This is a genomic window from Arthrobacter sp. MYb227, from assembly GCF_002975435.1.
In the GTDB taxonomy this organism is placed as follows: domain Bacteria; phylum Actinomycetota; class Actinomycetes; order Actinomycetales; family Micrococcaceae; genus Paeniglutamicibacter.
In genome coordinates this window covers 72,698-85,446 of the sequence record NZ_PCPT01000008.1, presented here as the reverse complement: position 1 = coordinate 85,446, position 12,749 = coordinate 72,698, and the positions used below count along the sequence as shown (strand labels likewise).

The following is a 12,749-nucleotide window of genomic DNA, read 5'->3' as shown; positions in this document are numbered from 1 at the left end:
GTACGTCAAATTGGGGTCACCAAAGGCCCTTGGGAACCCTGTGTATATAGCTAACTAAGTTGTGGATAGCTCGGTGGATAATTCCACATTTGGCACCCATACTTGCCCTAACACGCACATTCTAGAACTCAATTTTTACTTGGATAACCGCAGATTTGCAAGCCCTATTGCGTTATCCACCACAAGTTATCCACCGACTGTGCATAACGCTGTGGATGACCGCTAGAATCTATTCGTTGGGGTTCGGCAATATTAGTCCCCCATTCATCGGCTGTTTCGTCGATGAAACGGATTGAAGGGGCCAAAATATGAGCACGGACGAATCGAATAGCGTCGGTAGTGCCTGGCGCCAGGTAGTACGCCATATCGAACAAGATGACCGCGTGACTCCCATGCAACGAGCCTTCGCCGCTCTGGCACAGCCACAGGGGCTCATTGGTTCTACCCTTTTGTTGGCAGTCCCCAACGAACTAACCCGAGATGTTCTGCAGACTCAGCTCAAAGAACCTCTCGAAGAATCGTTGAAGTTAGTTTTTCAGTCCGATATTCGGTGCGCATTCAGCATTGACTCGGATCTGCTTCCCGAAGAGACAGTTGTTGCTCCCGTCGAAGCACCACCGGTACCCAAGGCGCGTCTCAACGAAATTTCTCCTCAGCCCGCTCCCCCATCAAATTCTCAAGAATTTGGCCGGCTGAACCCCAAGTACATTTTTGACACTTTTGTGATTGGCTCTTCCAACCGTTTTGCTCATGCAGCAGCCGTTGCAGTTGCTGAGGCGCCAGCAAAGGCCTACAACCCACTGTTTATCTATGGGGATTCGGGGCTAGGCAAAACTCACTTGCTTCACGCGATCGGTCATTATGCCCGCCACCTCTACAACGGAATTCGCGTTAGATACGTGAACTCGGAAGAGTTCACCAATGATTTCATCAACTCGATCCGAGACGATGAAGGTGCAAGCTTCAAGCAGACTTACCGCAACGTGGACATTCTCCTGATTGACGACATCCAATTCTTGGCTAACAAGGACGCTACCCAGGAAGAGTTCTTCCACACTTTTAACGCCCTTCACAACCACAACAAACAGGTAGTCATCACCTCTGATTTGCCACCCAAACAACTTTCGGGCTTTGAAGACCGCATGCGTTCACGCTTCGAGTGGGGTCTTTTGACCGATATTCAACCGCCAGAGCTTGAAACGCGTATCGCGATTCTACGTAAGAAGGCCACCGCAGAGAATCTCTCGGCACCCGATGAGGTCATGGAATACATTGCTTCCAAGATCTCCACGAATATACGTGAACTCGAGGGTGCGCTAATTCGAGTCACGGCTTTTGCATCGTTGAATAACCAAACGGTTGATATGAGCCTTGCCGAGACGGTACTTAAGGACTTGATCACCGACGAAGGTGCCCAGGAAATCACCCCGGCAACCATCGTTGCGCAGACCGCCGAGTACTTTAACCTCACAATCGAGGAACTCAACAGCAAATCACGAACAAGAACTTTGGTGACTGCTCGGCAAATTGCCATGTATCTATTGCGTGAACTCACAGACATGTCTTTGCCAAAAATTGGTCAAGAACTCGGTGGCCGCGACCATACGACTGTTATTCATGCGGACCGCAAGATTCGCGAACTTATGGCTGAGCGTCGTGCCATCTTCAATCAGGTGACTGAACTGACTAACCGCATCAAGCAAAGGCAGCGCGAGGGCTAAAACCCTCTAAACACGTTAACCACAGGTGTGGATAAACCTGTGGATGATTAAGTGGACTACCCCCTAAAGCCTGCGGATAACTATGGGTACTCCTGTGGATCCCTTAATTCACGCGGAAAGTTGTCCACCGACACGTGACACTGAGTCTCACGTCCAATCACATGTTGTGCACATGCATAATTGGCGTACTGTTGCGGGCTGGCGGGGTTATCCACAGTATCCACAGGGGTTATTAACACTACTAATCCCCCTTTTCTTCTTCATCCAAATAACAAGTCCTCTTTCACCACGAACTAGCCAAACGGCCCAAAATCGAAATTTTGGTTCCCGTTACCGGTAGACGACCGGGGGGATCATTGGTGCGATTTTTTGTACCAGCGGATGAGAGTCAAGATCGAGAACTAGCTGCCCTGCAGGAGCCTAGAAATTTTGGAAATCCATAAAGTAAGTTTTCAACTCATCCCAGGACACGGACCACGTCCCAAGAATTTTTTTAAAGTCGGTAGTTACCGAAAATACAAACATTTCTTGCTACCGCGGATCAGTGACTTCGGATCAGGAGCAGCGTCGGGACGTGAGTTCTGACTCGTTAAAGTTTTAGATTCAGTTGCTGAGTGGTTCTTCAGCAAATAACGTGCCAACTTCGGAACCGAAAAGCCGGTAAGCTCAAACATCGTGTTGTCACTGAACTCAAGAATCTTCACCTGAGATTTCAGAAATCGGCAGCACGGAATCGTTTCCAGGATTCAAGCAGTGCGGTTCCTTAGCTAAGAAACCGCTAAGCTTGCTTCCAGTACTGTCGACTTCGTCTTGAAAGGCGGACTATTTCGTGAAGTTCAGCGTTGAAAAGGATGTTTTGGCCGAGGCCGTATCCTGGACCGCCCGTTCACTGTCTCAACGTCCGCCTTCCCCAGTACTTTCTGGCATTCTGATCACCGCCACAAGCGGAACAGTTTCGCTAGCTGGATTTGATTACGAAATTTCTGCTCACCTTGAGATCGCCGCAGATGTAGCCGAAGAGGGAACCATCCTTGTTTCGGGTAGATTGCTCGCAGAAATTTGCCGCAGTCTGCCACAAGCAACAGCCACCATCGAGACCGATGGCACTAAAGTCACACTGACCTGTGGTCGAAGCCGATTCCACTTGGCGACAATGCCCGTAGCAGAATATCCGGAACTTCCAGTACTTCCGGAGGTGACCGGCGTAGTTGATGGCGAAGCTTTCGCACACGCGATTAACCAGGTCATCGTCGCAGCCTCCAAGGACGACACCCTCCCGATTCTCACTGGTGTGAAGATGGAAATTGAAGATGATCTGATCACCTTCCTCGCCACCGACCGTTACCGGTTAGCCATGCGCGAAGTCCATTGGAAGCCTTCAACACCAGGGATTTCAACCTCAGCATTGGTCAAGGCCAAGACACTCAACGAGGTTGCTAAAACCTTGGGCTCCGCCGGCGAATTGAAGATTGCACTGAGCGAAGGCAATGAACTTATTGGGTTCGAAAGCGGAAGCCGCCGAACAACTTCGTTGCTCGTTGATGGGGACTACCCGAAGATTCGATCACTTTTCCCAGAAAACACGCCGATTCACGCAACGGTTCGAACTTCTGCGTTAATTGAAGCAGTGCGTCGAGTTGCTGTTGTAGCCGAACGCAACACTCCAGTTCGGCTTTCATTCACCGGTGGTCAGCTCTCCCTTGACGCCGGAACCGGTGAAGATGCTCAAGCCGAAGAAGCAATTGAGGCTCAGATTGATGGCGAAGAGATTACCGTCGCTTTCAACCCGGCTTATTTGAGCGAAGGTCTCAACGCCTTCAATTCCGAATACGTTCGTTTTTCCTTCACCAGCGCACCTAAACCCGCAATGATGACGGCTCAGTCCTCACTTGATGGTTCAGATAGTGACGAATATCGTTACCTGGTTATGCCGGTTCGTCTTCCAAGCTTGCCCAACTAGATCGCACGCGGAAATTATTCCGCTTGATGGTCGCGTGTTCGACCGTTCCACGTTCGCTCCACCCGGAACGGTCGAACACAACTTTTGGGTAATTCCACATTTTTATCCTGCGGCTCTTGTTTCAAGAACTGCAGGCCCATAGCAGGACGTTTAGGTGTACATTTCTCATGTCTCTCTCACCGACTTTCGCTCATATGCGCAAGCCGATGTTGAGCTGGGACCTGGCACAAATGTCTTAGTCGGTTCCAACGGTGTGGGTAAAACCAATATCGTTGAAGCCATCGGGTACTTAGCGAACCTTTCCTCGCATCGGGTCAGCAATGACGCTCCACTTTTGCGTTTTGGAACTGAAAGAGCACTAGTCAGAGCAAGAATTCAACGAGCTAAACTCGTCACAACTATTGAAGTTGAGATTACTGCGGGGAAAAGTAACAGAGCTCGGATCAACCGTGCAAACCCCGTACGTGCACGAGAAATCCTTGGCATTGTTCGTACAGTACTTTTTGCCCCCGAAGACCTAGCGCTAGTCAAGGGTGATCCCTCAAATCGACGCCGTTTCTTAGATGAATTACTCGTTGTTTTGCGTCCGGGAGAAGCCGCAACTCGAAGTGATTATGAGCGGGTGCTCAAACAACGCAATGCGTTGCTAAAGTCTGCGCGAGCCGGCGGAAAGCTTTCTACCGCACACGAATCAACTCTTGATGTTTGGGACACACATTTGGCCCAAACCGGTGCAAGACTCCTGCGCGGCAGGCTCGATATGCTCGAACTGCTCTCCCCCTATATGGCTGCTGCCTATGCCTCGCTTGCCGATGCAAATAAAGTTGCTTCGGCATTCTACGAATCAACTATCATTGGCGATTTTGACGAAGAGACTAGCGGTGATCGTCAAGAACCGATGCGGGATCCAAACCTCGTGGCTCCAACGGCATTACTTGAGGCCACTCAGCCCGAGCTTGAAGAAATGTTTCTTGAAGCATTGTTGAAAAAACGTGCCAAGGAACTTGAACGAGGCGTGACTCTGGTGGGGCCACACCGTGATGATATTGCGCTTCATCTGGGCACGGCACCGGCCAAGGGCTACGCATCACACGGCGAAACTTGGTCGCTATGTTTGGCCTTGCGCTTAGCAGCCTATAAAGTTTTTGGTCAGGACGATCCGCGCCCGGGAGCCGGCCCCATCCTGATTCTTGATGACGTTTTTGCCGAACTTGATGCCACCCGACGTAGTCGGTTGGCATCGATCATTGCCGGTGCCGAACAAGTAATTGTCACAGCAGCGGTTGCCAGTGATGTGCCCGAAGAATTAGGTGGGACTTTCCTGAAAGTGAGTCCCGGACAGGTTCACGCATGAGTGAAGAAGATCCACACAAGCCAGAAGCATTAGATGCTGCGCGTGCGATCTTAAACCGAATGCGAGAATCGGCAATCAGTCGTGGCGAAGCACGAATAGATGCGGCAAAAGCAGCAAAATTTGAGGAAAATGCGGCGGCTCGCAAGGCGCGCCGACGCGACAGCAGCGCACCCCCCAAATATTCTGATGGCCGAGATCCCCAAGAAATTGGAAACCTTTTCGGCAAGATTGTGCGTGACCGCGGATGGAGCGCACCGGTTGCCGTTGGTTCGGTACTCTCGCGCTGGAATGAGCTTGTTGGACCGCAAATTGCCGAGCACTGCAGCCCAGAATCTTTCGAAGATTCAACGGTAGTTGTACGTTGTGATTCAACAACCTGGGCCACCCAAATTCGGTTACTTTCACATGAACTGCTTAAGCATTTTGATCGCGAGCTTGGGCAAGGAGTTATTACCGTTATTCGGGTCCTTGGGCCTTCTGCACCAAGTTGGCGCCATGGCGGGCGCTCGGTTAAGGGACGCGGTCCACGCGATACCTACGGGTAAAAATGTTGAACGCGTAGCGGGCTCACTGGCGCACTGGGAGCCCTCAGGGTACATAGCCCCCCGCGTCGGGTTGAATAAAACGGTTCTACGCATGATTAGCGGCTATTGACGGCATGTTGTGTACGCTCAATCACGTCAAAATTTGGTCGGACACGGTAGAATTAGGGTAGGGCGTTTCCCTATGCGGGGAAACGCTGGTTCATGATCGGCCACCCACCGGTGTCCGGCCTTCCACTGTTTGAGGAGTCTGTAGCACCTGTGTCTACCGATAACACCACACCCCAGGAACCAACCGAATCCTTACAGGACGGTGCGGCTCCGGCGGCCGAAGCACCCGAGGAACATGTCAACGGACGGGTTGAACACACCTACGGTGCTCAAGACATTACGGTGCTTGAAGGCCTAGAAGCTGTCCGCAAACGTCCGGGTATGTACATCGGTTCAACCTCGGCCCGTGGCCTGCACCACTTGGTCTATGAGGTAGTCGATAACTCTGTAGATGAGGCTCTGGCCGGTCACTGTGACCACATTAAGATCAATTTGCAGGCCGATGGCGGTGTCCGCGTTGAAGATAACGGCCGTGGCATCCCCGTAGACATGCACCCCACCGAGGGCAAGCCAACGGTAGAGGTCGTCATGACGATCCTGCACGCCGGCGGTAAGTTCGGTGGCGGCGGCTACGCGGTTTCCGGTGGCCTACACGGCGTTGGTATCTCGGTAGTCAACGCGCTTTCCTCAAAGGTCAACACCGAAATTCGACGTCAAGGCAGCGCTTGGCGCATGACCTTCGTCGATGGTGGTAAACCTCAGGGCACCCTGGTCAAGGGCGAAGACACCGATGCCACGGGCACCACCCAGACGTTCTACCCGGACGCAACAATCTTTGACACCGTCGAATTCGATTTTGAAACCCTGCGCGCCCGCTTCCAGCAGATGGCCTTCCTGAACAAGGGCCTGCGCATTACGCTCACAGATGAGCGAGTCTTTGCCGATGATGGCGATGAAATTGCCACCGACGCCGATGAAGAAAACGATGCAACTCCCAAGCACCGGATGGTTGATTACCTCTACAAGGACGGCCTGCTCGACTACGTCAAGCACCTGAACTCCTCCAAGAAGGTAGAACTGGTTCACGAGGACGTTATTGCCTTCGAATCGGAAGACACCGCCAAGGGCATCAGCGTTGAAATTGCCATGCAGTGGACCAACTCGTACTCCGAATCGGTACACACCTACGCCAACACCATCAACACTCATGAGGGCGGCACCCACGAAGAGGGTTTCCGTGCCGCAATGACCTCGCTGATGAACCGTTACGCGCGTGAAAAGAATATTCTGCGCGAAAAGGATGAGAACCTCACCGGTGATGACATCCGTGAAGGCCTCACCGCGGTCGTCTCGGTCAAGCTTTCCGAACCGCAGTTCGAGGGCCAGACCAAGACCAAGCTCGGCAACTCGATGGCCAAGGGCTTTGTTCAAGGTGTAGTCAACGACGAGCTTGGTGACTGGCTCGAACGCAACCCGAACACCGCACGCGACATCATTCGCAAGGCCCAGCTGGCTTCCCAGGCACGCATGGCCGCGCGTAAGGCCCGCGATAATGCGCGCCGCAAGTCTCCGCTGGAATCCTTTGGCATGCCCGGCAAACTTTCGGACTGCTCCTCAAAGAACCCCGTTGAGTGTGAGGTCTTCATTGTGGAGGGCGACTCCGCAGGCGGCTCGGCCAAGCGCGGACGTAACCCACACACCCAGGCCATCCTGCCGCTGCGCGGCAAGATCCTGAACGTCGAGCGTGCACGCCTCGACCGCGCGCTGGGTAACAGCGAAGTTCAGTCGATGATCACCGCCTTTGGCACAGGTATCGGTGAAGAATTCGACATGGCCAAGCTGCGCTATCACAAGATCGTGCTGATGGCCGATGCCGACGTCGATGGCCAGCACATTACAACGCTGCTACTGACCCTGCTCTTCCGCTTCATGCGCCCACTGATCGAAAACGGTTACGTGTACCTTGCCATGCCGCCGCTGTACCGCATCAAGTGGTCAAACGCGCAGCACGAATACGTGTACTCGGATAAGGAACGCGATGACGCGTTGACCGCCGGCGCCGCAAAGAACAAGCGTCTGCCCAAGGACAACGGCATCCAGCGCTACAAGGGCCTGGGCGAGATGGACTACTCGGAACTCTGGGACACCACCATGGATCCGGAGCACCGCACGCTGCGCCAGATCACCGTCGATGATGCTGCCGCGGCAGACCAGATCTTCTCCGTGCTGATGGGCGAGGACGTTGAATCGCGTCGAAACTTCATCCAGCAAAACGCCAAGGACGTGCGCTTCTTGGACATCTAGTCCACAGATATCTGCACTTTTAGCGTTTTATACACAGACTTTTGACTAGAGGAAGAAATCGATGAGCGATCAGACTCCCGAAAACCCGCAGGAACCAACGCCAGGCAACGAATCAATCGTTGAGGGCGAGGTCATTGACGACGTCGAGGTTCGCATCGGCCACGACAAAATCGACCAGATCGACCTGCAGACCGAAATGCAGCGCTCCTACCTTGACTACGCCATGGCGGTCATCGTGGGCCGTGCACTACCGGACGTGCGCGATGGCCTAAAGCCAGTACACCGCCGCGTGATCTACGCGATGTACGACGGCGGCTACCGCCCGGAGCGCTCGTACAACAAGTGTGCCCGCGTGGTCGGCGAAGTCATGGGCCAGTACCACCCACACGGCGACACTGCCATCTACGATGCGCTGGTACGTTTGATCCAGGACTGGACCATGCGTTACCCGCTGGCACTGGGCCAAGGTAACTTCGGCTCCCCGGGCAATGATGGTGCCGCTGCACCGCGTTACACCGAAACCAAGATGTCCCAGCTGGCCATGGAAATGGTCCGCGATATCAACGAAGACACCGTTGATTTCCAGGACAACTACGACGGCAAAAACCAGGAACCAACCATCCTGCCGGCCCGTTTCCCGAACCTGTTGGTCAACGGCTCTTCAGGCATTGCCGTGGGTATGGCCACCAACATTCCGCCGCACAACCTGCGCGAAGTCGCAAGCGGAGTGCAGTGGTACCTGGAGAACCCGGAAGCAACCCGTGAGGAATTGCTCGAAGAATTGATGCTGCGCATCAAGGGCCCGGACTTCCCCACCGGGGCGATGATTCTTGGCACCAAGGGCATTGCCGATGCCTACCGCACGGGTCGTGGCTCCATCACCATGCGCGCGGTTGTCTCCGTGGAAGAACTTCAGGGCCGCACCTGCCTAGTTGTCACCGAGCTGCCGTACCAGGCCAACCCGGATAACCTGGCCGTGAAGATCGCCGAGCTGGTCAAGGACGGCAAGGTCGCCGGCATTGCGGATCTACGCGATGAGACCTCGGGCCGTACCGGTCAGCGTTTGGTTATCGTGCTCAAGCGCGATGCCGTGGCCAAGGTTGTGCTCAACAACCTGTACAAGCACACCGAGCTGCAGTCCAACTTCTCCGCGAATATGCTCGCGATCGTTGACGGAGTGCCACGTACCCTTTCGGTTGACGCATTTATCCGTCACTGGGTTAACCACCAGATGGAAGTCATTGCCCGCCGCACGGCCTTCCGCCTGCGCAAGGCCGAGGACGAAGCCCACATTCTGCGTGGTCTGCTCAAGGCACTTGACGCGCTCGATGAGGTCATTGCGTTGATCCGCCGTTCCTCCACCACCGAGGCCGCACGTGACGGGCTGATGGAATTACTGTCCATTGACGAAATTCAGGCGCGTGCCATCCTCGACATGCAGCTGCGCCGCCTGGCAGCCCTGGAACGCCAGAAGATTCAAGACCGCCACAGCGAATTGGAACTGGAAATCGCCGAATACAAGGCGATTCTGGCCGATCCGCAGCGCCAGCGCACCATCATCTCCGAGGAACTCGCGGAGATCGTCGACAAGCACGGCGATGACCGCCGCACCAAGGTGCTGATGGGCTACGACGGCGACATGAGCGTCGAGGACCTAATCCCCGAAGAGGAAATGGTCGTCACCATCACCCGCGGCGGCTACGTCAAGCGCACCCGTTCGGATAACTACCGCTCGCAGCACCGCGGCGGCAAGGGCATCAAGGGCGCACAGCTGCGCGGGGATGACGTCGTTGAGCACTTCTTCGTCACCACCACGCACAACTGGCTGCTGTTCTTCACCAACCACGGCCGCGTGTACCGCACCAAGTGCTACGAGCTTGCCGAGGCAGGCCGCGACGCCAAGGGCCAGCACGTGGCAAACGTGATGGCCTTCCAGCCGGATGAGCACATTGCTCAGGTCCTTGATCTGCGTACCTACGACGATGCCCCGTACTTGGTGCTTGCCACCCGCAATGGCCTGGTCAAGAAGACTCGCCTGGCGGATTATGACACCAACCGCACCGCCGGCGTGATCGCTATCAACCTGCGTGAAGGCGACGAGCTTGTCTCAGCACAGCTGATTTCCGACACCGACGATTTGATGCTCGTTTCCCGCAAGGGCCAGTCGGTGCGCTTCACCGCCACGGATGAGGCACTGCGCCCCATGGGCCGTGCCACGTCCGGTGTGACGGGCATGAAGTTCCGTAACGAGGATGAATTGTTGGCAGCGGATGTTGTCACCGAAGATTCTTATGTGTTTGTTGTCACAGAGGCGGGTTATGCCAAGCGCACCTCGGTCGCCGAATATCGTGTGCAGTCCCGCGGCGGCATTGGTATCAAGGTGGCCAAGCTCGCCGAAGAGCGTGGCGACTTGGTTGGCGCACTAATTGTCAATGATGAGGACGAGGTTCTTGTGGTCATGGAGGGCGGCAAGGTTGTCCGCTCCGATGTGAACCAGGTCCCGGCCAAGGGTCGTGACACCATGGGTGTCATCTTTGCCAAGCCAGATAAGAAGGACCGCATCATTGCGGTGGCAAAGAATACTGAACGCGGACTCGGAGAGAATCCCGAGGAAGATGCAGTACCGTTGAACGCGGAAAAGACACAAGACATGGCCTCCGACGCTCCTGCAGCAGAAGAATCGGCTGTTGAAACCCAAGCGATCATTGGGGAAAACGACGAGGTCACCAACGACGGAGGTAACGCGTGAGCACCCCGAACACCCCCCGCCCCGCGGGCGGCACTGGTGGCACCCGTCCCGCAGCGCCACGACAGGCCCCGGTAGGCGCCCCGCGTCCGGCGGGCTCGGCACCGCGGCCCGGCACCGCACAGCGCCCAGCAGGTACGCGTCCAGCGGGTCAGCGTCCGGCAGGGCAGCGCCCCGCGGGAGCTCCCGCGGGTTCCCGCCCGCAGCAATTGGTGCGTCCTGCACCCAAGGCGAAGGTTCGCAAGGCGCGCCTGCTCATCTCCAAGGTTGACCCCTGGTCGGTGCTGAAGATGGCATTCCTGCTCTCCGTCGCGCTGGGCATTGTTACGGTCGTCGCGACCGTGGTGTTCTGGACTGTTCTGGATCTGACCGGAATCTTTGGCACCATCAACACGCTGCTTGCGGAGATCATTGGCACCGAATTTGATCTTGCGAAACTTGCCTCGCTGGGCCAGGTTGCGTCCTTCGCAACCATCATTGCCGTAGTGAATGTGGTGCTACTCACAGCACTCTCAATGCTTGCTGCGGTGCTTTATAACCTTTCATCAACCCTTGTTGGTGGCATTGGCGTAACTCTCACGGACGATTAATCCCCGGAAATACGCCAAATTCGGCCCCCGCAGCACTTTGAAAGAAGCCGCAGCGGGGGCCGATTTGTTTGTTTGGGCAATTGTCATGTAAAGTTTTATCTCGTTCCCAGCAGGAACAAAGAGGGCGTATAGCTCAGGCGGTTAGAGCGCGTCGCTGATAACGACGAGGTCCCTGGTTCAAGTCCAGGTACGCCCACGGATTCCCTCATCCGATAGGTAGTTGAAAGGAAGTATCCATGCGGAAACTTCTGGTGTTTGCGGCAATAGCCGTCGGCATTATAGGCTATCGTAAGATGAAGAAATCATCGGCCGATAAGGCCAGCTGGAGTCAGGGTACCGATAAGGTAAGCTGAATTCATACGGGGACTTAGCTCAGTTGGTAGAGCGGTAGCTTTGCAAGCTTCAGGTCAGGGGTTCGACCCCCCTAGTCTCCACAGTAGCGAAAGGCCCGGAACACATGTTCCGGGCCTTTCGCGTTCCCCAAAGACTCCAAAATTATACACGGCGTCTATAGTTGGCTCATTTCCGGCATTTAAAGATGGACTCGTGAATTTTCTTTTAGCGTTAATCGGTGTCCTAGGTGTTGCAGCCTCCGGACCGATCATTGCTGCATTTCCGGCGGTCCCGGTACTTGCCATGGCCTTTTGGCGTAATGCCATTGGCACGGCAGTCATGGCAGTACCAGCAGCCATTAACAATCCTCGCTCATTCGCTCAGCTACGCAAACGTGAATGGGGTTGGAGCACCGTTGCTGCGTTTGCGTTGGCATTGCACTTTGTATGCTTCATGATTTCAATCCGAATGACTACCGTCGCCGCCTCAACTGCGTTGGTCTGCCTGCAGGCCGTATGGATTGCCTTATTCCAAACAATGCGCGGTACCCGCTATGGCTGGCGTGTGGGACTTGGCATTGTGCTGTCATTCACAGGCGTTGTTGTCATTACCGGATTCGATATTGGATCCGGACAAGAGGCCTTGATCGGGGATGGGCTTGCCGTAATTGGCGGAATTCTTGCTGCCGCCTACACCATGGCCGGCTCCAAGGCACGAGCACCAATGAGCACCAGCACCTACACGACGTTGTGCTATGGAATGACCTCGATCATTCTCTTAGGAATCTGCCTTGCTTTTAATATCCCTCTCTGGGGTTTTGATGCACGAGGCTGGGTAGGAATTATTGCCCTTGCGGTCTTCGCCCAGATTTTAGGCCACTCGGCATTCAACCATTTAGTTTCAAGCCTTGGCCCGCTGACGGTTTCAACATTGATTCTTTTAGAAATTCCTGGTGCTGCACTCCTCGCCGCACTTTTCCTGGGCCAGGTATTACCTGCGGGAACAATCATTGGCCTGGCTGTCATTCTTGCCGGGCTGGTCTTCGTTGTGCGAGGCCAAGGCAAGGCTAAGGCAATGACAACCAGCCTGAAGGCCACCAGAAGCACCTGAGACGCCTTGGTGGGCAATCTTGTGCACGAGAGGCGCGC

General features: G+C 54.9%; 9 protein-coding genes and 2 tRNA genes. All 11 read left to right on the top strand.

What is annotated here, in order from left to right:
* The first annotated feature begins 308 nt into the window (after positions 1-308).
* The 11 genes from dnaA (at position 309) to CQ018_RS14805 (ending at position 12,711) form a co-directional block, all read left to right on the top strand.
* Positions 309-1,721, top strand: coding sequence for a chromosomal replication initiator protein DnaA (gene dnaA / locus CQ018_RS14850; protein WP_105550803.1), 1,413 nt, complete (start codon positions 309-311; stop codon positions 1,719-1,721).
* 829 nt (positions 1,722-2,550) lie between these two features.
* Complete coding sequence (dnaN, locus tag CQ018_RS14845) at positions 2,551-3,681, top strand: DNA polymerase III subunit beta (protein WP_105550802.1); 1,131 nt, start codon at positions 2,551-2,553, stop codon at positions 3,679-3,681.
* 154 nt (positions 3,682-3,835) lie between these two features.
* Positions 3,836-5,035: a DNA replication/repair protein RecF gene (gene recF, locus CQ018_RS14840; protein WP_105550801.1), complete on the top strand. Its 1,200-nt coding sequence runs from the start codon at positions 3,836-3,838 to the stop codon at positions 5,033-5,035.
* Positions 5,032-5,580, top strand: a complete 549-nt coding sequence (locus CQ018_RS14835; RefSeq protein WP_105550800.1) for a DUF721 domain-containing protein — start codon at positions 5,032-5,034, stop codon at positions 5,578-5,580. Before recF ends, CQ018_RS14835 begins: the two co-directional genes overlap by 4 nt.
* Before the next feature lie 258 nt (positions 5,581-5,838).
* A complete protein-coding gene (gyrB, locus tag CQ018_RS14830) occupies positions 5,839-7,932 on the top strand; it encodes a DNA topoisomerase (ATP-hydrolyzing) subunit B (protein WP_105550799.1) in 2,094 nt (697 codons plus the stop codon).
* A gap of 61 nt (positions 7,933-7,993) precedes the next feature.
* A complete protein-coding gene (gene gyrA / locus CQ018_RS14825; RefSeq protein WP_105550798.1) occupies positions 7,994-10,681 on the top strand; it encodes a DNA gyrase subunit A in 2,688 nt (895 codons plus the stop codon).
* Entirely contained in the window at positions 10,678-11,268 is a 591-nt protein-coding gene (locus CQ018_RS14820; RefSeq protein WP_105550797.1) for a DUF3566 domain-containing protein, read from the top strand. Before gyrA ends, CQ018_RS14820 begins: the two co-directional genes overlap by 4 nt.
* Before the next feature lie 122 nt (positions 11,269-11,390).
* Positions 11,391-11,464 (top strand) — tRNA-Ile (locus CQ018_RS14815).
* Between the two features lie 40 nt (positions 11,465-11,504).
* Positions 11,505-11,621 carry a DLW-39 family protein gene (locus tag CQ018_RS20335; protein WP_219844066.1) on the top strand — a complete coding sequence of 39 codons (117 nt, stop codon included), beginning with the start codon at positions 11,505-11,507 and terminating at the stop codon, positions 11,619-11,621.
* Positions 11,622-11,629: 8 nt separating this feature from the next.
* Positions 11,630-11,702: transfer RNA gene (locus tag CQ018_RS14810), tRNA-Ala, on the top strand.
* A 112-nt stretch (positions 11,703-11,814) separates the two neighbouring features.
* Positions 11,815-12,711, top strand: a complete 897-nt coding sequence (locus CQ018_RS14805) for a DMT family transporter (RefSeq protein WP_105550796.1) — start codon at positions 11,815-11,817, stop codon at positions 12,709-12,711.
* Positions 12,712-12,749: the final 38 nt, after the last annotated feature.

Bases quoted from the DNA above. Each gene is read 5' to 3' on its own strand.
- dnaA (WP_105550803.1), top strand. From the start codon at position 309: ATGAGCACGGACGAATCGAATAGCGTCGGTAGTGCCTGGCGCCAGGTA.
- CQ018_RS14835 (WP_105550800.1), top strand. From the start codon at position 5,032: ATGAGTGAAGAAGATCCACACAAGCCAGAAGCATTAGATGCTGCGCGT.
- gyrA (WP_105550798.1), top strand. From the start codon at position 7,994: ATGAGCGATCAGACTCCCGAAAACCCGCAGGAACCAACGCCAGGCAAC.
- CQ018_RS20335 (WP_219844066.1), top strand. From the start codon at position 11,505: ATGCGGAAACTTCTGGTGTTTGCGGCAATAGCCGTCGGCATTATAGGC.